Raw genomic sequence first — 26,282 nt, 5'->3', positions numbered from 1 at the left:
CGCTTAAGCGACGATGATGGCCATGGCCTCACGGCGGCGCACCGCGATGGTGATGTTGTCGACACGCACGGCGATCGGGTCGCGCCCGACCAGCCCCTCGTGCAGGACCTCGACCCGGGCGCCCTCGACGAAGCCGAGCTCGATCAGCCGGCTCTCGAGCTCGATATCCGAGAGAGCCGAGCCCGCCTCCTTGGCGGCGAGGTGCTGGATGACGCCGGTGTAGCCGCGCTGGGCCAGGCCCAGCGGCATCTCGCGGCGCATATCATGAGTGTCGGTCATGCCCTGTATTTTCAACGCAAGGCATGTAGGTCAAGCGCGCGCGCCCATGGAAACTGCACCTTAGAGGGATTTTAAAGTGCAGATCACGAAGCCGTGCCCAGGCGCCGGCGCTATTGCGCCGGAACCTTGTCCGGCTGCATGGCGGCCAGGGCGCGGCTCTTGAAGTAGTCGAGCACGAACAGGCGGATCGCCGAGGACAAATTGCCCTGCTGGCGGGCGCCGTCGATCTCGCCGACGAGCTCGGACAGCGTCATGTTGCGCAGGCCCGAGATCTCCTTCATGCCGTTCCAGAACGCCTCTTCCAGGCTGACGCTGGTCTTGTGGCCGGCGACCACGATCGAACGCTTCACGACGGGCGACTTCATGGCTGCTCCTCGCGATCGATCCGGTGCTGGTCCAGATGCGCCTTCGTCTGGTCCGCCTGCTTCTCCTCCGCCGATCGATCGGCCTTCGTGCGGCCGAACTTCGTTCGGTTGGCGTCCGCCTGCTTCGCCGAGGCTTCCCGCTCGGCGCGCTTCCTGAAACGATTCAGGTTGATGACGTTCCCCATGCCGCGTCTCCATCACCTGATCCTCTGCCGGCAGGATGTTACATTCAGAAACAGGGCGCGGCCTCGCGCCCCACAAGGCTTGATCGTGGTCATTCGCTTGTCCTCGTCAATTGGCCTCGAGGGCCATCAAACGATGAATTTCGCCCCGTCACGGGCACGAAGGCATTGCGTAGCACGCACCTCCGCAGGAACATTGACGGTAATCAAATCCTGCGCCCTAAACCTCATAATTATGAGCTTCAGGGCTCCGTATCACTACGGATGACTATCGGAATTCGGAATTCACCCGGGCCGCGTCATCTTCTCCGGCTGTACCAGGCGGTCGAATTCGTCGGCCGAGACGAAGCCGAGCCGCAGCGCCTCCTCCTTCAGCGTGGTGCCGTTGGCATGCGCGGTCTTGGCCACCTTGGCGGCGTTGTCGTAGCCGATCTTCGGCGCGAGCGCAGTCACCAGCATCAGCGAACGCTCCATCAGCTCCTTGATGTGCTTTTCGTCGGCGCGAATGCCGCTGACGCAATGCTCGGTGAAGGAGCGCGCCGCGTCCGCCATCAGGCGGATCGAGTGTAGCATGTTGTAGGCGAGCACGGGCTTGTAGACGTTGAGCTCGAAATGACCCTGGCTGCCGGCGACCGTGATCGCTGTGTGATTGCCGAACACCTGGCAGCACACCATGGTCATCGCCTCGCACTGCGTCGGATTGACTTTGCCAGGCATGATCGATGAGCCCGGCTCGTTCTCCGGCAGGATCAGTTCGCCCAGCCCCGAGCGCGGGCCCGATCCGAGCAGCCGGATGTCGTTGGCGATCTTGAACAGGCCTGTGGCGACGGAATTGATAGCGCCGTGCGCCAGCACATAGGCGTCGTTGGACGCGAGTGCCTCGAATTTGTTGGCGGCGCTCGTGAAGGGAAGCTTCGTGATCCTGGCAACGTGCTTTGCAAATAGCCTTGCAAAGCGCGGCTTGGAGTTGAGGCCGGTGCCGACAGCCGTGCCGCCCTGCGCCAGCGGATAGAGATCCTTCACTGCGACCTTCAGTCGCGCGACGCCGCTTTCGACCTGCGCGGTATAGCCGGAAAATTCCTGGCCAAGCGTCAGCGGTGTCGCGTCCTGGGTGTGCGTGCGGCCGATCTTCACGATCTTGGCGAACTCCTTCTCCTTCTTGCGGAGCGCGCGGTGCAGTTCGCCGAGGGCTGGGACAAGATCGGCATTGATGCGGCTTGCGGCAGCGATGTGCATCGCGGTCGGGAAGGAGTCGTTCGACGACTGGCTCATGTTGACGTGGTCGTTGGGATGCACGGGCTTCTTGGCGCCGAGTTCGCCAACGAGGAGCTCGTTGGCGCGGTTGGCGATGACCTCGTTGAGGTTCATGTTGCTCTGGGTGCCCGAGCCGGTCTGCCACACCACCAGCGGGAAATGATCGTCGAGCTTGCCCTCGATCACCTCGTGCGCGGCACGGATGATGGCGCCGGCTCTGCGCTTGTCGAGCAGGCCGAGCTCGAGGTTGGACTGTGCCGCCGCAAGCTTGACGATGCCGAGCGCATGGACCAGCGAGATCGGCATGCGATCGATGCCGATGCGGAAATTCTGCCGCGAGCGTTCGGTCTGCGCCCCCCAATAACGATCTGCGGGCACCTCGATGGGACCGAAACTGTCGGTCTCGGTGCGGGTCGCGGGGCGGGCGGTCTTCGCAGCTTTGGCCATGAGCACATCCATTCTGCCGCGCGCGGTGCCGCACGGCGTATTCATGTGCTCTTCTATATAGGGAGTTTGGCCGGACGCGACGCTCTCGCGGCCAAGCCAGATCATTTCTTGCGGAAACGATCGAGCCGAACGACTTCGGCGCCGCCCTGGTTCGGCGGGCTCGGCTCTTCCGCGGTCTCCGTCGGCTCAACGGCCGGCGTGGGCATCGCGACAGCCGACGGGGCAGGGGCAGCCGGCAAATTCTCGCCCGCCACCTCGTCGACATCGGCGGTTTCGAACTGGAGGCCGAACTTCACGGACGGGTCGAGGAAGCTCTTGATGGCGCTGAACGGCACCACCAGCCGCTCCGGGATGCCTCCGAAGGAGAGGCCGACCTCGAAACGGTCCTCAAGCACAGTCAGGTCCCAGAATTGGTGCTGCAGAATGATCGTCATCTCTTCCGGATATTGCGCCAGCAATCGGCTGGATAGCTTCACGCCCTCGCCCTTCGATAGGAAGGTGATGAAGAAATGATGCTCGCCCGGCAGGCCATGGGCCGCAGCGTCAGTCAGCACTTTCTTGACCACGCCGCGCATAGCCTCGCTCGCCAGCACGTCGTATCGGATGTGATCGGTCGCCATGGTGGTCCTGTTGCATTCCAGGAGACGGGCCCCGCCGGTCCGACTCGCCAAGCCGCAATAGTACCGCGCCTGACGGGTCGGCAGGAGTCCCCGCCGGGAAGGAAATCAGAGGTAAGTGGAGGCTTCTGTTGCCAGGTGCCTCCGAACCCCGCCTAACGGAGCTTAACCCGTTAGGACTTTAAGTTGGTCTTTCAAACTGCGTTACGCAGCCTGAGCAACCGGAGCAAAGTTGTCGTTGGCAACTATTGCAGTAGCCCGATAACGGCGGAACAATACCGGGAAAAAGCACGCCCTTTACGCCCTCGTCGATCCTATTTCGCCCCCGCCAAAGCCCGCTTTCGGGTCAGCCCGTTGGTGGGCTTTGGTGGAGGCGCCGGGTACCGCCCCCGGGTCCGAATGGTTTATTGCGACGACCGTTTATTTCCATAGCCGGCGAACCGGCACCCCCAATATAGGGGGCAAAGGTTTCAAAAAACAGAGGTTTCGAGCGGTGAGGGCACGGTTCCCTTTGGATAGGTCCGAGATCGCCCGCAGCCTGATCTTGGCCGCCCTGCGGCTCGCGTTCTAAGCTCCTGACATGTCCACGGATTCAGCACCGGCCGCCCAAGAGCCGGATCATCCCGCCATCCACGCCCCTCCGCCCGGCCTGCCAGCGCTGTTCCTGGCCTTTGCCCGGATGTCGCTCGCCGGCTTCGGCGGCGTCCTGGTATTTGCCAGACACGCCATAGTCGACCAGCACCGCTGGATGACGGCGGATGAGTTCAACGAGACCTTCGCGCTCTGCCATTTCCTGCCCGGGCCTAACATCGTCAATCTGTCGATGGTGTTCGGATCGCGGCTGCGCGGCATCGCCGGCGGTGTCGCGGCCTTCACTGGGCTTTTGCTGCCGCCGACGTTGATCATGACGGTGCTCGCGATCATCTACGCCCGGTTCGGCGATGTGGAGGTGTTGCGCCGCATTCTCGCAGGTATCTCCTGCGCCGCGGTCGGCCTGCTGATCGCCGTGGTCTTCAGGATGATGACGCCGCTGCTCAAGCGGATGGACGTCGTCGTGCTCATCCTGATGCTTGGCGTGTTCACAGCCATTGGCGTGTTTCGCTGGCCGTTGCAGGCGGTGTTGCTCATTGCAATCCCGCTCAGCATCGCGGTCACCTATGTGATGCGACGGAAGGTAGCAGCATGAACAGCCAGAACCCGATCTGGGCGCTGATCTCCACCTTTGGACTTATGTCTTTGTTCGCGGTCGGTGGCGCTGCCGCCGCAGTGCCCGAGATGCACCGCGTCGCCGTCGATGTGCATCACTGGATGACCGACAAGCAGTTCGCGGATGCCTATGCGATCGCGCAGCTCTCGCCGGGTCCAAACGTGCTGATCGTCACCTTGATCGGCTATGCCGTTGCCGGCATTCCAGGCGCGCTGGCCGCGACGCTCGCGATGTGCGTGCCGACCGCGCTGCTTGCCTACTATGTCAGCCGGCTGCTGAATCGGCCGAACCAATCGCGCTGGCCTGCCCTGATCCAGGCTGCATTGGTTCCGCTGTCGATCGGATTGATGGCGGCGAGTGCCTTGATCCTCGCACAGTCGACCGATCGCACCATTGCTGCGCTGCTTCTGACCGCGACGGTTGCAGTGATCGCTTCCGTTACGCGGGTCAATCCGTTGTGGCTTCTACTCGCAGGCGGACTGTTGGGTTTTGCTGGTATTGTGTGATGAAAATCGCTAGGCAATGATCAGGGGCGGATCGATTTCCAGCCGATTAGAACAACAGTGCTCGTGACTTACGGGTCGCGGAGGAGACATGCATGGCCGACACAATGGGCCACTCGGCAACAGCCACCAAAAACACCTCGGTGGCCCTCGGCTTCTGCCTGCTGGCGCTCGCCCCTCAGATTTTCGAATTGATCTGGTCGATCGGGACGGTCTTCGGCTGGGGCGCCGGACGCGGTCCGGCCACGGTCCTGATCAGCCACACGACGGCGCTCGTCGCCGGCGCGCCGGCTGCGCTGCTCGGCGCGATCGGCGGTGAGACCAAGAAGGCATCATCGGATGTTTTGTTGGCGCTGATCTATTCCTATCCGTTGTTTGCAGTGGCGATCGTCACGCTGTTCATGACGATCAAGTCGGGGCAGGACTACATCGGCGGCGTCATCCTGATGGCCCTCGCGCTGTTCGCGCTGTGGGCCTCGAGCGATTTGCAGGGCATGCGCGGCTTCTCCTTCGGTGCGGGCACCGCGCCGCGGATGTTCGGCGGACTGCTGGTGGCTCTGTCCGCGGCCATCGCCCTGACCGGCCTTTTGCATGAGGGACCGGCACTCGCACATTATTCCTGGCGAGGGCCGCTGTTCGTGATGTGCGCGATCCTGTTCTTCGCCCTGGCGATCCGGCCTCTGGGCCTCGTGGTCTCGGCATTCGTGAGCTTCATGATCGCTGCACTCGGATCGCATGAAACACGCTGGGTGGAGGCCGCCATCGTCGGCGCCTGTTTGACGCTCGGCTGTGCGCTGCTCTTCCCCTACGTGCTCGGCCTGCCGATGCCGATGTTCCCGCGTTTCCTGGTTCAGTGAGGCTGTCATGGAGCTTTTTGCCAACCTCGCTCACGGTTTCGTCGTCGCTTTCTCTCCGATCAACCTTCTGATGTGCCTGATCGGCGCGCTCGTCGGCACGCTGGTCGGCGTGCTGCCGGGCATCGGCACCATCGCCACCGTCGCGATGCTGCTGCCGATCACCTTCGGATTGCCGCCGGTCGGCGCGCTGATCATGCTCGCCGGCATTTATTACGGTGCCCAGTATGGCGGCTCGACCACCTCGATCCTGGTCAACATTCCAGGCGAGGCGACATCGGTCGTCACCGCCATCGACGGTCACGCCATGGCCAAGCAGGGCCGCGCCGGTCCGGCGCTGGCGATTGCCGCGATCGGCTCGTTCTTCGCCGGCTGCGTTGCGACCGTGCTCATCGCCGTGCTTGGTGCGCCGCTCACGAAGCTCGCGCTGGCGTTCGGGCCGGCGGAGTATTTCTCGCTGATGGTGCTCGGCCTGATCTTCGCGGTCGTGCTCGCCAAGGGCTCGGTGCTGAAGGCGATCGCGATGATCGTGTTTGGCCTGCTGCTGTCGATGGTCGGCTCTGATATCGAGACCGGTGCCTCGCGCATGGCCTTCAACATTCCGGAGCTTGCCGACGGTCTCGGCTTTGCAACGGTTGCAATGGGCGTGTTCGGTTTTGCCGAGATCATCCGCAATCTCGACGCCGGCGCCGAGATGAACCGCGATCTCGTGCAGCAGAAGATCACCGGCCTGATGCCGACCAGGAAGGACCTGATCGACTCGGCGCCCGCGATCCTGCGCGGCACCGCGCTCGGCTCGATCCTCGGTATCCTGCCTGGCGGCGGTGCGGTGATTGCGTCGTTTGCGGCCTATACGCTGGAGAAGAAGCTCGCCAAGGATCCGCGGCGGTTCGGCCGCGGCGCGATCGAGGGCGTGGCGGCGCCGGAAAGCGCCAACAACGCGGCTGCGCAGACCTCCTTCATCCCGCTGCTCACCCTCGGCATTCCGCCGAACGCGGTGATGGCGCTGATGGTGGGGGCGATGACCATTCACGGCATCGTGCCGGGTCCGCAAGTGATGCAGAAGCAGCCGGACCTCGTCTGGGGCATGATCGCCTCGATGTGGATCGGCAATCTCATGCTGATCATCATCAACCTGCCGCTGGTCGGCATCTGGGTGCGCCTCCTGCGCGTGCCATACCGGCTGATGTTCCCCTCGATCGTGATCTTCTGCGCGATCGGCATCTACTCGGTGAACAACGCGCCGGTCGATGTCATCCTCGCCGGCGTGTTCGGCCTGGTCGGCTATTGGCTGATCAAGCATGATTTCGAGCCGGCGCCGCTGCTGCTCGGCATGGTGCTCGGACCGCTAATGGAAGAAAACCTTCGCCGTGCGCTGCTGATCTCGCGTGGTGACTGGAGCGTATTCCTGACGCGTCCACTCTCGGCTGCGCTGCTCGCGATCGCGGCCTTCCTGCTGGTGCTCACGCTGCTACCCATGCTACGCGCCAAGCGCGACGAGGTGTTCACCGAATCCGAGAATTGAGAAGTGGACTCCGGTGCTCGGCCGGCAAGTTTAATCAGAATAATCAAGCTGATAGGAGAGGGGCGGGACGCGAGTTCCGCCCCTTGTCGTTTGCGGCGGGAAGGGTCACCTTTTCAGGGTATAATCTGTGGGCGCAGCGAATCGCCGCTGTTGCAGCGGAGGGGGCGCCGTTATGTTCGCCGCCTCCCCAAAGGCTCATTTGGCACATGCACCAGTATCAGGACCTGCTTGAGCGGATTCTTTCAGACGGCGCCGAGAAGACGGATCGGACCGGCACCGGCACGCTGTCGCTGTTCGGCCATCAGATGCGCTTCAATTTGTCCGCCGGCTTCCCGATGCTGACGACCAAGCGGCTGCCGCTGAAGGCGATCGTGCATGAGCTGTTGTGGTTCCTGAAGGGCGACACCAACATCAAATATCTCCGCGACAACGGCGTCACCATCTGGGACGAATGGGCTGACGCCAATGGCGATCTTGGCCCGGTCTACGGGCATCAGTGGCGCTCCTGGCCCGCGCCTGATGGGCGCAGCATCGACCAGATCGCCGACGTCGTCGACATGATCAAGCGCAATCCGGACTCGCGCCGCCTGATCGTCTCGGCCTGGAATCCGGCCGAGGTCGACAAGATGGCGCTGCCGCCGTGCCACTGCCTGTTCCAGTTCTACGTCGCCAATGGAAAACTGTCGTGCCAGCTCTACCAGCGTTCGGCCGACGTGTTCCTCGGTGTGCCCTTCAACATCGCTTCCTACGCGCTGCTCACCATGATGGTGGCGCAGGTCACCGGACTGAAGCCCGGCGACTTCGTACATTCGTTCGGCGACGCGCATCTCTATTCGAACCATCTGGAGCAGGCGCGCCTCCAGCTCTCCCGCGCGCCGCGCGCGCTGCCGGTGATGAAGATCAATCCTGACGTGAAGGACATCTTCTCCTTCCGCTACGAGGATTTCGAACTCGTCGGCTATGATCCGCATCCGCATATCAAGGCGGAAGTCGCGGTCTAGAGCATGATCCGGAAAAGTGTGAAGCGGTTTTCCCTCGCGACAAGCGCAAAATGCGTTTGCGCCGCGATCATGCGGGCACTGTAAGGCGATGTCGCTCAACATCCGCCGCGCGCGCTCGGACGAAGCCGGGCTCGTTCTGGATTTCGTCCGCGAGCTTGCCGCGTACGAGAAGCTCTCGCATGAGGTCGAGGCGACCGAAGCTGACATTGCGGACGCCTTGTTCGGTCACGATCCCAGGCTGTTTTGTGCGATCGCCGAATGGAACGGCGAAGCTGTCGGGTTTGCAGTGTGGTTCCTGAATTTCTCGACCTTCAGCGGCCGTCATGGCGTCTATCTCGAAGATTTGTATGTGCGGCCGTCGCATCGGGGCAAGGGTCTCGGCAAGGCGCTGCTGATCTATCTGGCGAGGGAATGCGTCGATAACGGCTGGTCGCGCCTGCAATGGGCGGTGCTCGACTGGAACGCGCCCTCGATTGCGTTCTACAAGTCGCTCGGCGCCGCGATGCTGGACGACTGGACGCTGTGTCGTGTTACGGGGCCTGCGTTGACGCGACTTGCAGGGGGCTCGTCCTGATGGAGATCGTGTTCGTCGTCGCGATCGCGGAGAACGGCGTCATCGGCGCTGGCAATGCGATGCCGTGGCGTTTGAAATCCGACATGGCCCGCTTCAAGGCGCTTACTATCGGCAAGCCCGTGATCATGGGCCGCAAGACCTTCGAGTCTTTGCCGCGCCGGCCGCTGCCCAACCGCACCAACATCGTGATCACGCGCGATGCGGCCTATCGCGCCGCCGGCGCCATCGTCACGACATCGGGGGCGAACGCGTTCGCGGTTGCGCTTGGCGATGCCCTGCGGCGTTCAGCCGCTGAAATTGCCGTGATCGGTGGCGCCGAAATCTTCCGGCAATGGCTCCATCGTGCTGACCGCCTCGAGATCACCGAAGTGCATGGGCGGCCCGGCGGCGACACGCATTTCGACATCGACAAGGCAACGTGGGAGGAGACGGCGCGCGTCCGCCATCCCGCCGGCCCGGACGACAGCGCCGACTACTCCTATGTGACATATCGTCGGCGGCCGCCCCATTAACTGCATTCGCCAATGTTTACATTGACTTTTCCGCCCCCGAGCATAGCTCGTGAGACGGTCAGGCTTGCGTTGTAAGGGTCCTCTCGGTCCCCTATAAAGCCGGACCGGACAATGCGGGCCGGCTTTAGTTCTAGTCCCGGTCTGCCGAGGAGAACGTCGAATGCCGTGGAAGAATCAGGGCGGTGGCCCGTGGGGCTCGGGTCCGAAAGGACCATGGGGCACAGGCCCGCAACCGGTCGGGCCGAGGCCGCCGGATCTGGAAGATCTTCTGCGGCGTGGCCAGGACCGGCTGCAGCAGATCATGCCGGGCGGTTATTTCTCCGGTATCGGCATCACGCTGATCCTGCTCATCGTCGTCGCGCTTTGGCTGCTGTCGGGCTTCTTCCGGGTGCAGTCCGAAGAGCAGGGCGTCGTGCTCCGTTTCGGCAAGCATGTGCGCACCGTCGACCCGGGCCTGAATTATCATCTGCCCTATCCGATCGAGACAGTGCTGCTGCCGAAGGCGCTGCGCGTCTCCACCATTTCCATCGGTATGACGCTGATCGACGATCCGGCCCGGCGCGGCCGCTCGATCCGAGATGTGCCCGAAGAGAGCCTGATGTTGACCGGCGACGAGAACATCGTCGACGTCGACTTCACCGTGCTGTGGCGCATCAAGCCCAACGGCGTCGGCAATTTCCTGTTCAACATCCAGAACCCCGAGGGCACCGTGAAGGCGGTAGCCGAAAGTGCGATGCGCGAGGTGATCGGCCGTTCCGACATCCAGCCGATTTTGACTGGCGCGCGGACGCAGACCGAGGCCACCGTGCAGGATTTGATGCAGAAGACGCTCGACGGTTATGGGGCCGGCATCCAGATCACCCAGGTGCAGATGCAGAAGGTTGATCCGCCGGCGCAGGTGATCGATGCGTTCCGCGATGTGCAGGCGGCCCGCGCAAATCTCGAGCAGCTGTCAAACGAAGCGCAGACCTATGCCAACAAGGTCGTGCCGGAAGCGCGCGGCAACGCGGCCAAGATCCTGCAGGCCGCCGAGGGCTACAAGGAGCAGGCGGTCGCCGAGGCGAAGGGCCAGAGCGCGCGCTTTCTGAAAGTGTACGACGAATACAAGAAGGCGCCTGAAGTGACCCGTGAACGGATCTATCTTGAGACGATGGAGCGCGTGCTCGGCGGCTCGGACAAGCTGATTTATGACGGTGGTCCATCGGGCCAGGGCGTTGTGCCCTATTTGCCTCTCAGCGAATTGTCGGCCAAGAAGCCCACGACGCCGGGCCAGCAGCCGAGCGGAGGCACAAGATGAGGTCTCCGGTTACTGGCATTGTCGTGCTGCTTGCGGCGCTTCTGGTCGCGATCGTCGCCTACATGTCGCTGTTCACGGTGCAGCAGACCGAGCAGACCATTGTGCTGCAATTCGGCAAGCCGGTGGACGTCGTCACCGACCCCGGGCTGCACTTCAAGGCGCCCTGGAACTCCGTGATCAACATCGACAAGCGGATCCTCGACCTCGAGAATCCCTCACAGGAGGTCATTGCCTCCGACCAGAAGCGGCTCGTGGTCGATGCCTTCGCGCGCTACCGCATCAAGGATGCGCTGCGCTTCTATCAGAGCGTCGGCTCGATCCAGGCGGCGAACCTCCAGCTCACCTCGCTGTTGAACGCGGCGCTGCGCCGCGTTCTCGGCGAAGTCACGTTCATCACCGTGGTGCGTGATGAACGCGAAAAGCTGATGGGGCGCATCCGCGAGCAACTCGACCGCGAGGCTGGTGGTTACGGCATCGAGGTTGTCGACGTCCGCATTCGCCGTGCCGATCTGCCGGAACAGAATAGCCAGGCTGTCTACGACCGGATGAAGTCCGAACGCCAGCGCGAGGCGGCTGAGTTCCGAGCGCAGGGCGCCCAGAAGGCGCAGGAAATTCGCTCCAAGGCCGACCGCGATGTGACGGTGATCATTGCCGACGCGAACTCCCAGGCCGAGCAGACGCGCGGCGTTGGCGACGCCGAGCGCAACCGTCTCTTTGCCGAAGCCTATGGCAAGGATGCTGACTTCTTTGCGTTCTACCGGTCGATGGCGGCCTACGAAAGTGGGTTGAAGCCGAACGATACCCGTTTCCTGCTACGGCCGGACTCGGATTTCTTCCGGTATTTTGGTAACCCGTCCGGCAAGACGTCGACCGAGACGCCGGCGAAACCGTAAGTTAGACAAGGGCGGCAGGTTTGGCCGCCCTTCGTCCAGACAAAAACAGCACCACGGGAGGTTCCAATCCGATGAGGTCCATTGCGTTCGCCGACTTCCTCATCGGCTTGGGCATCCTGTTTGTGCTGGAAGGCTTGATGTTCGCGGCAAGTCCGAACTGGATGCGCAAGGCCATGAAGAGCGCCATCGCCACGCCCGATAACATCTTGCGGGCGGTCGGGATCGGCTCGGCCGTGGCCGGCCTGATCCTGATCTGGGCGATGCGACGTCCGATCTAGCGGCAGCGCCAACGCCAAAGTGAAGGCGAGCGGCGGGTTTTCGCCGTATTATCCGGGTGTTGAGGCCCGTTAAGCTCCGCGCTTGCGCCGTGCCCCCGTTCGAGCGCAGTCTTGACGCCGAATCCTTGTCTCTGGAGACCACAATGTCCGCTGCCACCATTGTCCCGACCCGCTTGCGCCAACACGCGCGATTTGGGCTGGCCGCGCTCGCGCTCGGTGCTTTCAGCGTGTTCGGCTCGCCGGCTGAGGCGCGCGGACCGGAGGGCATCGCCGACGTCGCCGAGAGGGTGATCGACGCGGTCGTCAACATCTCAACCTCGCAGACGGTCGAGGCCAAAGGCGGCGGCAGCAACACCATGCCGCAACTGCCGCCCGGCTCGCCGTTCGAGGAATTCTTCGACGACTTCTTCAAGAACCGCAAAGGTCCCGGCGGCGGCAGCAAGGGCGGCGACAATAGCCCACCGCGCAAGACCAACTCGCTCGGGTCCGGCTTCATCATCGATACGTCCGGCATCGTGGTCACCAACAACCACGTCATCGCCGATGCCGACGAGATCAACGTCATTCTCAACGACGGCACCAAGATCAAGGCCGAGCTGGTTGGCGTCGACAAGAAGACCGACCTCGCTGTCCTGAAGTTCAAGCCGCCGAAGCCGTTGATCTCGGTGAAGTTCGGCGACTCCGACAAGCTGCGTCTGGGTGACTGGGTGGTCGCTATCGGCAACCCCTTCAGCCTCGGCGGTACGGTGACGGCGGGCATCGTCTCGGCCAAGAACCGCGACATCTCCTCGGGACCCTATGACAGCTACATCCAAACCGACGCTGCCATCAATCGCGGCAACTCCGGTGGTCCGCTGTTCAACCTCGAAGGCGACGTCATCGGCGTCAACACGCTGATCATCTCGCCCTCCGGGGGCTCGATCGGCATCGGCTTCGCCGTGCCGTCGAAGACTGTTGCGGGCGTGGTCGATCAGCTCCGCCAGTTCGGCGAACTACGCCGCGGCTGGCTGGGCGTGCGCATCCAGAGCGTCACTGACGAGATCGCCGAGAGCCTCAACATCAAGCCGGCGCGCGGTGCATTGGTTGCCGGCGTCGATGACAAGGGCCCCGCCAAGCCCGCCGGCATCGAGCCCGGCGACGTCGTCGTCAAGTTCGACGGCAAGGACGTCAAGGATCCGAAGGATCTCTCCCGCGTCGTCGCCGACACCGCGGTCGGCAAGGAAGTCGACGTCGTCGTCATCCGCAAGGGCGAGGAGCAGACCAAGAAGGTTACGCTCGGCCGCCTGCAGGATCCCGACAAGGTGCAGGCCGCAGTAAAGACCGACGAGCCGCCGCCGGAGAAGCTGGTGACGCAGAAGGCGCTCGGCCTCGACCTCGCCGTGCTGAACAAGGATCTGCGCGCGCGCTACAAGATCAAGGACAGCGTCAAGGGTGTGGTCGTCACCAATGTCGACGCCACTTCGGATGCCGCCGAGAAGCGGCTCTCCGCGGGAGATGTCATCGTCGAAGTCGCACAGGAAGCGGTCTCGAGCGGCGAGGACATCCAGAAGCGGATCGACCAGCTCAAGAAGGACGGCAAGAAGTCCGTGCTGCTGCTGGTGTCCAATGGCGACGGCGAATTGCGCTTCGTGGCACTGAGCGTGCAGTAGGAGCGCGGTTCGCTCTACTCTCAACTGTCGTGCCCCCGCGAAGGCGGGGCATCCAGTACGCCGCGGCTTCTCGGCTTTTAGCACTGCGGCCTCTCGAATACTGGATCACCTGCCTTCGCGGTGATGACAGCGGAGAGGAGGCTATCCCTCCACAAATTCCTCCCGCCGATATCCTTGCGCATAAAGCAGCGCGGTGAGATCGCCATGGTCGATCCGTGCCGCGGCGGCAGCCGCCACCGCCGGCTTGGCGTGGTATGCCACGCCCAGGCCCGCCGCCTGGATCATCGCAAGATCATTGGCGCCGTCGCCGACGACGACCGAGTCGATGTCGTCGAGATCGAACGACTCCATCAGATCCACCAGCGTCGCAAGCTTCGCCGCACGACCTAAAATCGGCTCCTTCACCTCACCGGTGAACTTGCCGTCGCGCACGACGAGCTCGTTGGCGCGGTTCTCCTGGAAGCCGATCCTGGCGGCGACCGCGCTTGTGAACAGCGTGAAGCCGCCGGAGACGAGGCAGGTATAGGCGCCGTGAGCGCGCATGGTCGCGACCAACTCGCGGCCGCCCGGGGTCAGCGTGATGCGCTTGGCGAGCACCTCGTCGACGACGCTGGCGGGGAGGTCCTTCAGCAGCGCGACGCGCTCCCGCAGTGCTGGCTCGAACTCGATCTCGCCGCGCATCGCACGTTCGGTGATGGCAGCGACGTGAGCCTTCATCCCGACCAGATCGGCGAGCTCGTCGATGCATTCCTGGCCAATCATGGTGGAATCCATGTCGGCGAGAAAAAGCTTCTTGCGCCTGACACCGACAGGCTGCACCACGATGTCGATGGGCAGATCGCCGCGCAGCTCGCGGAGCCGCTCTTCGATGGCGTGACGGTCGCCTTCGAGGTTACTGTCGGCGCCAAAGGGGATGTCGACCGCAACCCCGTCGAACAGCCAGTGCGCGGGCGCTGCGCTGGGCAGTACGGCGCGGGCGCCATCGACGATGGTAGAGTCGAGCGCGGGATTGTTGGGGTTGCAGATCAGCGTGGCGACGAGGGACATTTGAGGTTTTCGTGAGCGAGGGGCATTCGAGCAAGGCCGTGCTTATCGCAGGCCCGACCGCCAGCGGCAAGTCGGCGCTGGCGCTCGAGCTTGCCCGCAATGCAGGCGGGGTCGTGATTAATACCGATTCCATGCAGGTCTATCGTGACCTCCGCGTCATCACGGCACGTCCCACGCGCGACGAAGAGGCACAGGTGCCGCATCGGCTCTACGGCCATGTCGATGCGGCCGTGAATTTTTCAGCCGGCGCCTGGGTGAGCGACGCCACGAAGGTGCTCGACGAGGTGCGGGCCGAAGGGCGCTTGCCGATCTTCATCGGCGGCACGGGCCTGTACTTCAAGGCGCTGACTGCGGGCCTTTCGGTGGTACCGCCGATCCCCGCGGAGGTGCGCGAGGGCGTGCGCGCGCGGCTGGAGCGGAACGGCGTCGAGGCGCTGCATGCGGAACTGGCGCGCCACGATCCGCGCGCGGCCGAGCGATTGAACCTGCGCGACCGCACCAGGATTGCGCGTGCACTCGAGGTGATCGAGGCGACCGGGCGTTCGCTGCTGGACTGGCACCATGAGGGCCAGCCGCCGCTGCTGCCCAAAGGCGGCTTTCGGGCAGTGTTCCTCGCGCCCGAGCGTGACGAGCTCTATGCCCGCATCGACGCCCGCTTCGACGCCATGCTGCGCGCCGGCGCCCTCGAAGAGGTCGAGCAGCTCGCTGCCCGTAGCCTCGATCCGCTGCTGCCGGCGATGAAGGCCCATGGCGTGCCGGCGCTGATCCGGCATTTGCGCGGCGAGCTCAGTCTGGAGGAGGCCGCCACGATCGGCCGGGCCGATACCCGCCACTACGCCAAGCGGCAATTCACCTGGTTCAGGCACCAATTGCCTGAATTCGAGTGGGTGAAGCCGACGGAGGCGAGGGGCTGGCTGACGGCCGCCAACCATGGGGCCCGGGAGCCCGATTGACGTGCTTTTGTGCGCGGGTTCCCGAATTTACCTCTCGCCGAACCCCGGGAACGCGGTTACACTGCCTAAATCGCGCGGAAGTGGCCGCTTTGCCTTGACATCGAGGCTTTGGTCGTTATGTTTCGCGCAACCTTTGGGAAGCCGAGCGCCTGCCATGCGTAACATTATTACCAAACTCCTTATCGCCGTCGTACCCAGGCACACCGCCGGGGATGGCTAGCTGCCATCCACATGACAGGCGGTGTGCAGGGTCCCTCTTCGGGGCCTTTTTTATTTCCCGAACCCGACACGAACGAAGCCGCTGACAACAGCGCATCCGGAGCAAGCCAATGAGCGACAAGAGCCACGATCCGAACCAGATGACCGGCGCAGCGATGATCGTCCGCGCGCTCATCGATCATGGCGTGACCGACATTTTCGGCTATCCGGGCGGCGCGGTGCTTCCGATCTATGACGAGATCTTCCAGCAGAGCGAGGTCCAGCACATCCTGGTCCGCCACGAGCAGGGCGCCGGCCATGCCGCCGAGGGCTACGCGCGCTCAACCGGCAAGCCTGGCGTTGCGCTGGTGACGTCGGGACCCGGCGCCACCAACATGGTGACGCCGCTGACCGATGCGCTGATGGATTCGATCCCGCTGGTCTGCATCTCCGGACAGGTGCCGACGCACCTGATCGGCAACGACGCGTTCCAGGAGTGCGACACCGTCGGCATCACGCGCCCCTGCACCAAGCACAATTGGCTGGTGCGCGACGTCAACGATCTCGCCAAGGTGCTGCACGAAGCCTTCTACGTCGCGACCACGGGTCGTCCGGGCCCGGTGTTGGTCGACGTTCCCAAGGACGTGCAGTTCGCGACCGGCACCTATCATCCGCCGCGCAAATCCGACGTGCACCGCTCCTACGCGCCGCGCGTGAAGGGCGATGCGACGCAGATCCGCAAGGCAGTGTCGCTGCTCGCGGGTGCCAAGCGCCCAGTGATCTACAGCGGCGGCGGCGTGATCAATTCCGGCCCCGAGGCGACGAAGCTGCTGCGCGAACTGGTCGAGGTCACGGGTTTTCCGATCACCTCGACGCTGATGGGCCTCGGCGCCTATCCGGCGTCGGGCAAGAACTGGCTCGGCATGCTGGGCATGCACGGCACCTACGAGGCCAACATGACGATGCATGATTGCGACGTCATGTTGTGCGTCGGCGCGCGCTTCGACGACCGCATCACTGGCCGTGTCGATGCGTTCTCGCCGAACTCGAAGAAGATCCACATCGACATCGACCCGTCCTCGATCAACAAGAACATCCGCGTCGACGTGCCGATCATCGGCGACTGCGGCAACGTCCTCGGCGACATCCTCCAGGTGTTCAAGGCCGAGGCGAAGAAGCCCGACATCAAGAGCTGGTGGCAGCAGATCGCGCAATGGCGTGCGCGCAACTCGCTCTATTACAAGAAGAGCAACGACATCATCCTGCCGCAGCACGCGATCCAGAGCCTGTTCGAGGCCACGCGCGGCAAGGACACCTACATCACGACCGAGGTCGGTCAGCACCAGATGTGGGCGGCGCAGTTCTTCGGCTTCGAGGAGCCGCATCGCTGGATGACGTCGGGCGGTCTCGGCACGATGGGCTACGGCCTGCCGGCCGCGGTTGGCGTGCAGGTCGCGCACCCGGATAGCCTCGTCATCGACATCGCGGGCGATGCCTCGGTGCAGATGACGATGCAGGAGATGTCGACGGCGGTTCAGTACGAGTTGCCGATCAAGATCTTCATCCTGAACAACCAGTACATGGGCATGGTGCGGCAGTGGCAGCAGTTGCTCCACGGCAACCGGCTGTCGCACTCCTATTCGGAGGCGCTGCCTGATTTCGTCAAGCTCGCCGAAGCCTATGGTGCCGTCGGTCTCCAGGTGCACAAGCCTGCTGATCTCGATGGCGCCATCAAGGAGATGATCTCGGTCAAGCGGCCGGTGCTGTTCGACTGCCGTGTCGCCGCGCTGGAAAACTGCTTCCCGATGATCCCCTCCGGCAAGGCGCACAACGAGATGCTGCTGCCCGAGCAGGCCAACGACGAAGCCACGGCCAAGGCGTTTGCCGGCGGCAAGGCGCTGGTGTGACGTCATGTTCGACCTGACGGAGCTCGAGCGCGCACATGCGGTCGTGGGGCAGGCGGTGCCGGCGACGCCGGCGCATGCCTGGCCGCTGCTCGCTGGGCGCCTCGGCACAGAGGTCGTCGTGAAGCACGAGAACCATACGCCGATCGGCGCCTTCAAGGTGCGGGGTGGGCTGGTCTATCTCGATCGTCTGAAGCGCGAGCGCCCGAACACGCCGGGCATCATCTCGGCGACGCGCGGCAATCATGGCCAGAGCCTGGCCTTTGCCGCGGGCCGTCATGGCGTGCCGGCCGTGATCTATGTACCGCGCGGCAATTCGGTCGAGAAGAACCGGGCGATGAAGACCTTTGGCGCTGAACTCGTCGAGCATGGCGAGGACTTTCAGGCTGCGCGTGAGGAAGCCGAACGCCGCGCGCAGTTCGCCGGACTTCACATGGTGCCGTCGTTCCATCGTGATCTGGTGCTGGGTGTCGCGACCTGCGCGCTCGAACTGTTCCGCTCCGCGCCGGATCTGGACATTCTCTACGTGCCGATCGGGCAGGGCTCCGGCATCTGCGGCTGCATCATGGCGCGCGACCTTCTTGGCCTGAAGACGGAGATCGTCGGCGTGCAGTCGACGGAAGCGCCGTCCTATGCGCTCTCGTTTGCCGCTGGCAAGATCGTGACCACCGAGACTGCCAACACGCGCGCCGACGGCATGGCGACCCGTATTCCGGATGCGGATGCGTTCGCGCTGATCTGCAAGGGCGCCTCGCGGATCGTCCAGGTGACCGACGAAGAGGTCGCTGCCGCGATCCGAGCCTACTGGACTGACACGCACAATCTCGCCGAAGGCGCGGGCGCGGCCGCGCTAGCCGCGGCGATGCAGGACAAGAACAAGCTGAAGGGCAAGCGCGTCGGTCTCGTGCTGTCCGGCGGCAATATCGATTTCGATCTGTTCCGCCGTTGGGTCGGGACGGACGCGCCAGCCAAAGCGTTGGGCAAGGCGTGAGGACGAGACAAGAGGGGACGACAATGAACCAGCCCGCATCCGCCTACTTCATCGAAGAGCGCCACGATCCCAACGAGACGCACACGCTCGCGGTGCTCGTCCAGAACGAGCCGGGCGTGCTCGCGCGCGTCATCGGCCTGTTCTCGGGCCGCGGCTATAACATCGAGAGCCTCACGGTCTCGGAGACCGAGGCCCAGAAGCACCTCTCGCGCATCACCATCGTCACCACGGGCACGCCCATGGTGATCGCGCAGATCAAGCATCAGCTCGACCGCATGATCCCGGTCTACCAGGTCGTCGACATGACCCAGACCCGCCGCTCGATCGAGCGCGAGCTGGCGATGGTGAAGGTGCGCGGGCAAGGCGAGCATCGCGTCGAATCGCTCAGGCTGGCAGATGCGTTCCGTGCCCGCGTGATCGACGCCACCACCGAGAGCTTTGTGTTCGAGATCACGGGCAATACCGACAAGATCAACCAGTTTATCGACCTGATGCGCCCGCTCGGCCTTGTCGAGGTGTCGCGCACCGGTGTTGCCGCGATCGGTCGCGGGCCTGAGGGGATGTGAACCATGCTGGCGCGCGACTGGTACTATAACGAGCGGAACCGGATGGGCATCGAGCCCGCGGTGGCGTCGATCTACGACGCCCACGACGATGCCGATCTGCGGGCGCGCGCCGCACTGAAGATGCTGGGAGTCCAGCGCGGCTGGCGTATCGCCGACATCGGCTGCGGCAACGGCGTTCTCGCCACCGAAGCGGCGCTGATGGGCGCCGAGGTCGACGCCATCGACATCTCGCCGGCGATGTTGGCGCTCGCCGAGATCTATGCGCGCGACCGCAAGGCGCCCGTGCGCACGCAGTCCGCCGGCTTGCTCAGCTTCGCCTACCGACCGGAATCCTACGATCTGATCGTGAGCGAATTCACGCTGCATCATCTGCCCGATTTCTGGAAGGTCGTGGCGATGTCGCGGATCTTTCGCGCGCTCAGGCCCGGTGCGAGCTTTTATCTGCGCGATATCGTCTATGTCTCGATGCCGGATGCGGTCGAGCGCGATGTCGAGCAGTGGGCCGACTACCAGATCAAGAACCACGATTTCTCCAGGGAGAGCGTGGTGACGCATATGCGCGACGAATATTCCACCTTCGGCTGGGTGATGGAGCGGATGCTGACCGATGTCGGCTTCATGCTGGTCTCGGCCGACTATCACGCGCCGATGCACGGTACTTATCTCTTACGTAAACCGAAAGCCGGCGAGCAAGGCTAGACGAGAAGAACAAGCAGGGCTGCACGACAGGGCAGAACCGGAAACAACAATGAAGCCGGCCGACATTCTCATCGCCCTCATGGTGGCGATCATCTGGGGGCTTGCCTTCGTGGCGAGCCGGATTGCGCTCGACGAGTTTTCACCAGAGCTGATGACGGCGATGCGCTTTTCCATTGCCGCGCTGCCGTGTCTGTTCATTCCGAAGCCGAAGGTCGCCTGGTCGTTGCTGATCGCGATCAGTTTTACGCTGTTTCTGGGGCAGTTCCTGAGCCAGGCTTACGGCATCGCCCATGGCGTGCCGGTGGGGCTGACCTCCGTCGTTGTGCAGAGCCAGGCGCTGTTCACGATCGGTTTTGCTGCGGTCGCCTTCGGTGAACGGCCGACCGCGATGCAGGCGCTCGGCATAGCCATTGCCGCAGCCGGTCTGCTGATGATCTGCGGCACTGTCGGCTATGATTTTAGCATCGGCGCTTTTGCGGTGCTGATGATCTCGCCGATCTGCTTTGCGATCGGTAACCTCCTGCTGCGCGGCGCCCGCGGGGCACCGATGTTCGACCTGTTCGCGTGGCTGTGCCTCACGGCCGCCGTGCCGCTGCTCGCGCTCGCGCTCGTCGTCAACGGGCCGGTCCCGACCTTCCACTCGCTGATCCACATGTCGCTGACGGGCCTGATCTGCCTACTGGTGATCGGCGCCGTTTCCACCAGCATCGCCTATTGGCTGTGGGGCCGGTTGCTGCGGGACTATCCCGCCGCGCAAGTGGTCCCGTTTGCGCTGCTGGTGCCGTTTGTTGGCTCGGCGGCGTCGAGCATTGTGTTCGGCGAGCGGTTTGGGCCGCTGCGCCTCGCCGGGATGCTGACCGTGATCGCTGGCATTGCGGTGATGGTGCTGGTCAGGCGGCTGCAGCCGCTTTCGAAGACCGCGTGAGGTGATGATGGCCAACTCGCTGTTCTATGCCTTTCTCGCCTTCATGGTGGTGATGTATTTCACGCCGGGGCCGAACAACATCATGCTGTTATCCTCAGGCCTGAGGTATGGCTTCCGCCGCACCATTCCGCATATCGTCGGCATCGTCCTCGGCTTTGCCTTCATGGTCGCTGCGGTGGGTCTCGGCCTCGGCACTGTGTTCCTGGCCTATCCGATCCTCCAGACCATCCTGAAATATGCCGGCGCCGCTTACCTGATTTACCTCGCGGCCGCGATCGCGTTCTCCGGCCCGGCCAAGCCGGGCGAGGCAGACGTCCGCGGCCCAATGACCTTCTGGGGCGCGGCGATGTTCCAATGGATCAATGCCAAGGGCTGGGTGATCGTGATCGGCACCATCACCGCCTATGCGGCCATTGCCCGGTTTCCGGTCAACATCGCGATCCAGACCCTGATCAGTCTCCTGGTCGGCACCGTCTCCACCGTGGTCTGGGCGTTCTTCGGCACTGCATTACGGCCGGTGCTGACCTCGGAGCGGCTGGTCCGGGCCTTCAATATCCTGATGGCGCTCCTGCTGCTCGCCTCCCTCTACCCCGTTTTCATGGATGCATGATGTCGCGGACTTCCATGCAGAAACGGGTTTCCCTCAGGGGCCGAAATGCTCTAGACAGCCCCCGAAATCCGCAAATTCCACCCTTCGGACACCGACCATCGGCCGATTTCCGGCCCTCAACGAGGAAACGACTATGCGTGTTTATTACGATCGCGACGCCGACCTGAACCTGATCAAGGGGAAGAAGGTCGCCATCGTCGGCTATGGCAGCCAGGGCCACGCCCATGCGCTCAATCTGAAGGACTCCGGCGTCAAGGACGTCGCCATTGCGCTTCGCAAGGACTCGAGCTCGGTCAAGAAGGCGGAAGCCGCCGGCTTCAAGGTGATGGAAGTCGCCGAAGCCGCCAAATGGGCCGACCTCGTCATGATGCTGACCCCGGACGAGCTCCAGGGCGACATCTATCGCGAGCACCTGCACGACAACATGAAGAAGGGCGCGGCCCTGGTGTTCGCGCACGGCCTCAACGTCCACTTCAACCTGCTCGACCCGCGCGCCGACCTCGACGTGCTGATGATCGCGCCGAAGGGCCCCGGCCACACGGTGCGCTCGGAATATCAGCGCGGCGGCGGCGTGCCCTGCCTGATTGCGATCGCCAAGGACGTCTCGGGCAATGCCCATGACCTCGGCCTGTCCTACGCCTCCGCTGTCGGCGGCGGCCGCGCCGGCATCATCGAGACCACCTTCAAGGAAGAGTGCGAGACCGACCTGTTCGGCGAGCAGGTCGTGCTCTGCGGCGGCCTAGTCGAGCTGATCAAGGGCGGCTACGAGACCCTGGTCGAAGCCGGCTACGCCCCGGAGATGGCCTATTTCGAGTGCCTGCACGAAGTAAAGCTGATCGTCGACCTGATCTATGAAGGCGGCATCGCCAACATGAACTACTCGATCTCCAACACCGCCGAGTATGGCGAGTACGTCACCGGTCCGCGCATCGTGACCGCTGAGACCAAGGCCGAGATGAAGCGCGTTCTCGCCGACATCCAGGGCGGCAAGTTCGCCCGCGACTGGATGCTCGAGAACAAGGTCAACCAGACCTCGTTCAAGGCGACCCGCGCCAAGCTTGCCGCACACCCGATCGAGGAAGTCGGCGCCAAGCTGCGCGACATGATGCCCTGGATCAAGAAGGGCGCGCTGGTCGACAAGTCGAAGAACTAAGGCCTGCGTGCCCCGGATGCAGCGCAGCGCTCAAGCGGTGCGCTGCTGATCCGAGGCCCATTGCCGCTTCTGGCTCCGGCTCTGCGCTTGTCCGGGACAGGAGCGAAAGCACAAGCTTCACTCGTCAAACCAAATCTTAAACCTTCGCGGTTATATCTGAGCGAGATCGCAAACAGCGGTCTCGCTCATTTCATCTCGCGCGAAGCATTGCTGCTTCATTCAAATTCTTCGCGAGTTGAAGTGCTTCCAGAGAGTCAAGAACTGACGCCTAAACCACATTCTTGTGTTCGCGTCGTTTCTCCAAGATTTTTTCAGAACTCGTAATCGCCAAAAGCGTTGTGTCCTCAGAGTCTAGGACTCGGCTCTTCGTCTGTGCTCTCAAGTCATCATCAGCAGCAATTTGCGACGCTCGCACGCTGCTTCATCTTAAGAGCGTACACCCGATACGCCTTCTTGCAAGCCGTGCTCTCAGCTCGCCGTGATGGCTTGCCCGCGCGGGTGGCGAGCCATCGCGATCATCCGTAGCGCCATCACCGCGAGCAGCGGAATGAGGAACGCCGCGTAGGCCGGCATGGCCGGTACGCGCTTGCCGAACGACACCACGAACTGGAACCAGAGATAGTAGCCGCCGACGAGGTGCAGCGTGCGCCAGGCGCGCGGTCCGATCAGTGCGGCCGTACGATCGAACGAGGTCGCGCTCATGGCAATGATCATGGCATATCCGACGCCGCCGAAGATGTAGGAGGCCGGCGAGGTGGCTTCAGCGAAGCCTGCCGGATCCATCCTGGCGAAGACGATGATCGCTACCGCATGGATGGCGTGGGAGACCGCAAAGCTCAAGCCGAGATATCGGCGGTTGCGGCGTTGCCAGCGCGTCCAGGCGTTGGGCCAGAGCCGGGCCAGCGCCGCAGCACTGAAAGCCAGGCAGAACAGCAGCAGCGAGCTGCGCGCCGTGAAGCGGATCACCATGCGGACGCCCTCGACCTCGAACTGTCGCATTGAGGCGATCCAGAGGCTCAAGGCGAGCAGGCTTAGCGTGAGCACGGCGAGCAGCCGCCAGCCCTCGAACCAGTTGTGACGTTGCGACATCGTGGTGGTCCTCCATTATGTAATCATCGATTACATTTCGGGGTGACGCGATCGTCAACGGTGTAATCGCTGCTTACATTCACGTTCGGGTGATGCTAGGAAGCTGTATGCCCGCCCGTCAGACCTCCAAGCCCCGGATTTCCAAGCCCCGCGCCCGTCGCCAGACACCCGAAACCCGGCCCTATCACCACGGTGACCTCCGCCGTGTGTTGATCGATGCTGCGTTGCAACTGGCTGCCGAGGGTGCCGAAGTCTCCGTACGCGAGGCCGCGCGCCGTGCCGCCGTGTCGCCCGGAGCGCCATTCCGGCACTTTCCCAACCGCGACGCCTTGATGGCCGCGGTGGCTGAGGAGGCGCAGCGGCGCTTTCGCGTCGAGATCGAGGCCGCGCTGGCGGAAGCGAGCTCCATTGACCCGCTGGCGCGCTTCCGCGCCTTCGGCATCGCCTATGTGCGCTGGGCGATGCACAACCCTGCGCATTTCGAGATCATCTCCACGGGACGCTATTTCGCGTATGGCAGCTCGGCCGAATTGATCCGCGACAATGCCGAGCTCGTCGCACTGTCCGAGCGGATGTTGGCGGAGGCAGCCTCGCAGGGTCTGCTACGTTCCCCGGATCTGAAACGCACCCTGATCGCCGGCCGCGCTCTGATCTACGGCTTTGCCCGGATGAACCTCGACGGCCATTTCCCGCGCTGGGGTGTGGAGGAGGGCGAGATCGAGCGGATGGCAGAGGGGGTGATCGATCTGTTCATCGCAGGGATCGCCAAGGGCTAGGTCGTGCAGGTGCGGCCCTTCGCCACCCGCTAACATTAAGCGAAGGTCGGATCGTCGCGCGCGTTGCCTGTCCGTGACCGTTCCGTTACAGTTTTGTGACACGGTGCAGCCGGCTGCGCCGGGTGCCCTGGCGGTCTCGAGGCCGGCCAACAGGCTTGGCATCACCGCGCCGGACCCAAGTTCAGCGTGTCGTCGATGGCGTCCGCGTCCAATCCTGGTCCTTCTGCCACCCCCGCCGTCCTGGCGAGCGTCGCCGCGCTCGGCATCTGGCGGCTGCTTGCGGTGGCCGCGCCGCATGTCGCTGCGCTTGCGCTGATGTATGAGACCGAGACCGATTTCGGCTCGCGTCTGTCCTTCCTGCTCGCTTGGGGCATTCTCAATTTTTTCTGGATCGCGCTGCTCCGCCGGCCGGCGCTGTCAGGCGCATTGTCGCTCACGATGGTCGTGGTGTTGGTGCTGTTGTCCCGGCTCAAGCACGACGTCGTGCAGATGACCGTCAACTTCATCGACCTGATGATGATCGATCGCGACACGGTCGCGTTCCTTTTCACAATCTTCCCGAATTTGCGCTGGTCGGTGATCGGGGCTGGCCTAGTCACGCTGCCCCTGATGTACGCGTTGTGGTGGCTCGATCCGTTCCGCATCCGCCGCCTTCCGGCGCTCGCCTGCAAGCTCGCCTGTCTCGCCGCCCTGGTCTTCTATTCCGCCTATCATCCTGACGAAGCCTGGCGCGGCTATTACGACGACGGCTATCTCTCGAAATTCTTCCGCTCCGGCGTCACTGCGGTCTCGGATTTCGTGCAGTACGGTTTCATGGAGTCGGCCGCCGCAACCAATGAGCGGCTCAATATGCCGCTGGTCGACGCCTGCCATCCGGCCGGCCGCCGGCCGAACATCATCATGATCCATGATGAATCGAGCTTCGACATCCGCGCCGCGCAGGGCATCAAGGTGCCGCCGGGCTATGGCAGCCATTTCAAGTCCTGGGACGGCAAGGAGCGCACCTTCCTGGCTGAAAGCAATGGCGGGCCGAGCTGGTTCACCGAATACAACGTGCTTGCGGGTCTGTCTTCGCGCTCATTCGGCCGCTTCGCCTATTTCGTGACGCGCATTGCGTCGGGGCGCGTCGAACGTGGCCTACCGCTAGCGCTACGCCGTTGCGGCTACGAGACCATGTCGCTCTATCCGGCCTATGGCGGCTTCATGGGCGCGCGCAGTTTCCAGCAGACGACCGGCGTCGAGCGCTTCCTCGATTCTCACGATCTCGGTGCGAAAGACGTCGAGCCCGACAGCTTCTTCTACGACAAGGCGCTGCGGCTCATGGGCGAGCGCACGCCGAACAAGCCGCTGTTCACCTTCATCTATCTCGGCGCCAATCACTTCCCCTGGGAGACACGCTTCCGCCCCGACCTGCTGCCGAACTGGCGTGCGCCGGGCAACGTGGCGTCCATCGATGAATATCTGCGCCGGCAGGCGATGAGCGCCGAGCAATACAAAGCCTTCCTCGCAGGCTTGAAGAAGAATTTTCCGGGCGAGCCGTTCCTGATCGTGCGCTATGGCGATCACCAGCCTGAATTTGCGCCCAACCTGCTCGAGCCGGGGCTCGACGAAGGCGCGATCGGCAAGAAGCTCGACGCCTACGATCCGCGTCTCTATGCGACCTATTACGCAATCGACGCGGTCAATTTCGAGCCGGTCAAGAGCGAGGCCGTGATGGACACGATCGACGGCCCCTATCTGCCGCTGGTCATCCAGGAAGCCGCCGGTATTCCGCTCGACCCGTCCTTCGCGGAGCAGAAACAGATCATGCTCCGCTGCAATGGGATCTTTTACGGCTGCAAGGACGGCGTTGAGGCGCGGCGGCTGAACCGGCTGCTGATCAACGCCGGGATGATCCATGGGCTTTGAGGCCGGACGTCCCGCTTGAGCCGGGC

The 26,282-nt window shown here is 63.5% G+C and carries 28 protein-coding genes and 1 other RNA gene; 21 read left to right on the top strand and 8 right to left on the bottom strand.

From position 1 onward, the window contains the following. Positions 1 to 3: 3 nt before the first annotated feature. The 6 genes from L6637_RS15905 to ssrA form a co-directional block, all read right to left on the bottom strand. Complete coding sequence (locus L6637_RS15905) at positions 4 to 279, bottom strand: FeoA family protein (protein WP_237866121.1); 276 nt, start codon at positions 277 to 279, stop codon at positions 4 to 6. Positions 280 to 389: 110 nt separating this feature from the next. After that, positions 390 to 644 carry a ribbon-helix-helix domain-containing protein gene (locus L6637_RS15900; RefSeq protein WP_194466717.1) on the bottom strand — a complete coding sequence of 85 codons (255 nt, stop codon included), beginning with the start codon at positions 642 to 644 and terminating at the stop codon, positions 390 to 392. Next, entirely contained in the window at positions 641 to 829 is a 189-nt protein-coding gene (locus L6637_RS15895) for a DUF4169 family protein (protein WP_237871274.1), read from the bottom strand. The genes L6637_RS15900 and L6637_RS15895 overlap by 4 nt, the downstream gene beginning before the upstream one ends. A gap of 282 nt (positions 830 to 1,111) precedes the next feature. Next, positions 1,112 to 2,539 carry a class II fumarate hydratase gene (gene fumC, locus L6637_RS15890; protein ID WP_237871486.1) on the bottom strand — a complete coding sequence of 476 codons (1,428 nt, stop codon included), beginning with the start codon at positions 2,537 to 2,539 and terminating at the stop codon, positions 1,112 to 1,114. 89 nt (positions 2,540 to 2,628) lie between these two features. After that, positions 2,629 to 3,147: an SspB family protein gene (locus L6637_RS15885; RefSeq protein WP_237866119.1), complete on the bottom strand. Its 519-nt coding sequence runs from the start codon at positions 3,145 to 3,147 to the stop codon at positions 2,629 to 2,631. Positions 3,148 to 3,261: 114 nt separating this feature from the next. Continuing rightward, positions 3,262 to 3,628: a transfer-messenger RNA gene (gene ssrA / locus L6637_RS15880) on the bottom strand. A gap of 96 nt (positions 3,629 to 3,724) precedes the next feature. Here ssrA and L6637_RS15875 point away from each other — a divergent pair. The 11 genes from L6637_RS15875 (at position 3,725) to L6637_RS15825 (ending at position 13,437) form a co-directional block, all read left to right on the top strand. Further along, entirely contained in the window at positions 3,725 to 4,330 is a 606-nt protein-coding gene (locus L6637_RS15875; RefSeq protein ID WP_237866118.1) for a chromate transporter, read from the top strand. Then, on the top strand, positions 4,327 to 4,857 hold the full coding sequence (locus L6637_RS15870; RefSeq protein ID WP_237871272.1) for a chromate transporter: 531 nt from the start codon (positions 4,327 to 4,329) through the stop codon (positions 4,855 to 4,857). The genes L6637_RS15875 and L6637_RS15870 overlap by 4 nt, the downstream gene beginning before the upstream one ends. A 92-nt stretch (positions 4,858 to 4,949) precedes the next feature. Then, a complete protein-coding gene (locus L6637_RS15865; RefSeq protein ID WP_237871270.1) occupies positions 4,950 to 5,711 on the top strand; it encodes a tripartite tricarboxylate transporter TctB family protein in 762 nt (253 codons plus the stop codon). Positions 5,712 to 5,718: 7 nt separating this feature from the next. After that, positions 5,719 to 7,233: a tripartite tricarboxylate transporter permease gene (locus L6637_RS15860; protein WP_237866115.1), complete on the top strand. Its 1,515-nt coding sequence runs from the start codon at positions 5,719 to 5,721 to the stop codon at positions 7,231 to 7,233. Positions 7,234 to 7,439: 206 nt separating this feature from the next. Next, the gene (locus L6637_RS15855) at positions 7,440 to 8,234 is read left to right on the top strand and encodes a thymidylate synthase (protein ID WP_237871268.1); all 795 of its coding nucleotides are present in this window, start codon (positions 7,440 to 7,442) and stop codon (positions 8,232 to 8,234) included. An 88-nt stretch (positions 8,235 to 8,322) separates the two neighbouring features. After that, positions 8,323 to 8,808 carry a GNAT family N-acetyltransferase gene (locus L6637_RS15850; RefSeq protein WP_237871266.1) on the top strand — a complete coding sequence of 162 codons (486 nt, stop codon included), beginning with the start codon at positions 8,323 to 8,325 and terminating at the stop codon, positions 8,806 to 8,808. Next, positions 8,808 to 9,320: a dihydrofolate reductase gene (locus L6637_RS15845; protein WP_237871264.1), complete on the top strand. Its 513-nt coding sequence runs from the start codon at positions 8,808 to 8,810 to the stop codon at positions 9,318 to 9,320. Before L6637_RS15850 ends, L6637_RS15845 begins: the two co-directional genes overlap by 1 nt. A gap of 160 nt (positions 9,321 to 9,480) precedes the next feature. Then, positions 9,481 to 10,617, top strand: a complete 1,137-nt coding sequence (gene hflK / locus L6637_RS15840; protein WP_237866111.1) for an FtsH protease activity modulator HflK — start codon at positions 9,481 to 9,483, stop codon at positions 10,615 to 10,617. Beyond that, entirely contained in the window at positions 10,614 to 11,510 is an 897-nt protein-coding gene (hflC, locus tag L6637_RS15835; RefSeq protein WP_237871262.1) for a protease modulator HflC, read from the top strand. The genes hflK and hflC overlap by 4 nt, the downstream gene beginning before the upstream one ends. Positions 11,511 to 11,581: 71 nt before the next feature. Beyond that, positions 11,582 to 11,788 (top strand): DUF2065 domain-containing protein, encoded by a 207-nt coding sequence (locus L6637_RS15830; RefSeq protein WP_128950366.1) that lies wholly within the window; start codon positions 11,582 to 11,584, stop codon positions 11,786 to 11,788. Positions 11,789 to 11,931: 143 nt separating this feature from the next. Further along, complete coding sequence (locus L6637_RS15825; RefSeq protein WP_237871260.1) at positions 11,932 to 13,437, top strand: Do family serine endopeptidase; 1,506 nt, start codon at positions 11,932 to 11,934, stop codon at positions 13,435 to 13,437. Between the two features lie 141 nt (positions 13,438 to 13,578). Here L6637_RS15825 and serB read toward each other — a convergent pair whose 3' ends face one another. Then, on the bottom strand, positions 13,579 to 14,484 hold the full coding sequence (gene serB / locus L6637_RS15820; protein WP_237866108.1) for a phosphoserine phosphatase SerB: 906 nt from the start codon (positions 14,482 to 14,484) through the stop codon (positions 13,579 to 13,581). 11 nt (positions 14,485 to 14,495) lie between these two features. Here serB and miaA point away from each other — a divergent pair, with 11 nt between their 5' ends. The 8 genes from miaA to ilvC all read left to right on the top strand — a co-directional run bounded on the left by miaA (position 14,496) and on the right by ilvC (position 22,483). Continuing rightward, the gene (gene miaA / locus L6637_RS15815) at positions 14,496 to 15,437 is read left to right on the top strand and encodes a tRNA (adenosine(37)-N6)-dimethylallyltransferase MiaA (RefSeq protein ID WP_237871258.1); all 942 of its coding nucleotides are present in this window, start codon (positions 14,496 to 14,498) and stop codon (positions 15,435 to 15,437) included. Positions 15,438 to 15,766: 329 nt separating this feature from the next. After that, entirely contained in the window at positions 15,767 to 17,542 is a 1,776-nt protein-coding gene (locus tag L6637_RS15810; protein WP_237871256.1) for an acetolactate synthase 3 large subunit, read from the top strand. A 4-nt stretch (positions 17,543 to 17,546) separates the two neighbouring features. Beyond that, positions 17,547 to 18,530: a threonine dehydratase gene (locus L6637_RS15805; protein WP_237871254.1), complete on the top strand. Its 984-nt coding sequence runs from the start codon at positions 17,547 to 17,549 to the stop codon at positions 18,528 to 18,530. Positions 18,531 to 18,553: 23 nt separating this feature from the next. Continuing rightward, positions 18,554 to 19,096 carry an acetolactate synthase small subunit gene (gene ilvN, locus L6637_RS15800; RefSeq protein WP_092228367.1) on the top strand — a complete coding sequence of 181 codons (543 nt, stop codon included), beginning with the start codon at positions 18,554 to 18,556 and terminating at the stop codon, positions 19,094 to 19,096. 3 nt (positions 19,097 to 19,099) lie between these two features. Further along, complete coding sequence (locus L6637_RS15795) at positions 19,100 to 19,795, top strand: class I SAM-dependent methyltransferase (RefSeq protein WP_237866104.1); 696 nt, start codon at positions 19,100 to 19,102, stop codon at positions 19,793 to 19,795. Positions 19,796 to 19,844: 49 nt separating this feature from the next. Beyond that, positions 19,845 to 20,720 (top strand): EamA family transporter, encoded by an 876-nt coding sequence (locus L6637_RS15790; RefSeq protein WP_237866103.1) that lies wholly within the window; start codon positions 19,845 to 19,847, stop codon positions 20,718 to 20,720. A 7-nt stretch (positions 20,721 to 20,727) separates the two neighbouring features. Next, a complete protein-coding gene (locus L6637_RS15785; RefSeq protein ID WP_237871252.1) occupies positions 20,728 to 21,330 on the top strand; it encodes a LysE family translocator in 603 nt (200 codons plus the stop codon). Between the two features lie 133 nt (positions 21,331 to 21,463). Then, positions 21,464 to 22,483 (top strand): ketol-acid reductoisomerase, encoded by a 1,020-nt coding sequence (gene ilvC, locus L6637_RS15780; protein WP_057747255.1) that lies wholly within the window; start codon positions 21,464 to 21,466, stop codon positions 22,481 to 22,483. Between the two features lie 468 nt (positions 22,484 to 22,951). Here ilvC and L6637_RS15775 read toward each other — a convergent pair whose 3' ends face one another. Further along, positions 22,952 to 23,572, bottom strand: coding sequence for a hypothetical protein (locus L6637_RS15775; protein ID WP_237871250.1), 621 nt, complete (start codon positions 23,570 to 23,572; stop codon positions 22,952 to 22,954). Positions 23,573 to 23,679: 107 nt separating this feature from the next. On the opposite strand from L6637_RS15775, the gene L6637_RS15770 reads away from it, so the two are divergent. Beyond that, entirely contained in the window at positions 23,680 to 24,348 is a 669-nt protein-coding gene (locus L6637_RS15770) for a TetR/AcrR family transcriptional regulator (protein ID WP_237871248.1), read from the top strand. 195 nt (positions 24,349 to 24,543) lie between these two features. Continuing rightward, positions 24,544 to 26,256 (top strand): sulfatase-like hydrolase/transferase, encoded by a 1,713-nt coding sequence (locus tag L6637_RS15765; protein ID WP_237871246.1) that lies wholly within the window; start codon positions 24,544 to 24,546, stop codon positions 26,254 to 26,256. Positions 26,257 to 26,282: the final 26 nt, after the last annotated feature.

Source organism: Bradyrhizobium zhengyangense, assembly GCF_022012435.1.
GTDB classification, from domain to species: domain Bacteria; phylum Pseudomonadota; class Alphaproteobacteria; order Rhizobiales; family Xanthobacteraceae; genus Bradyrhizobium; species Bradyrhizobium zhengyangense.
Note: the sequence above shows the minus strand (reverse complement) of the source record. Positions and strands in the feature narration are given on the sequence as shown.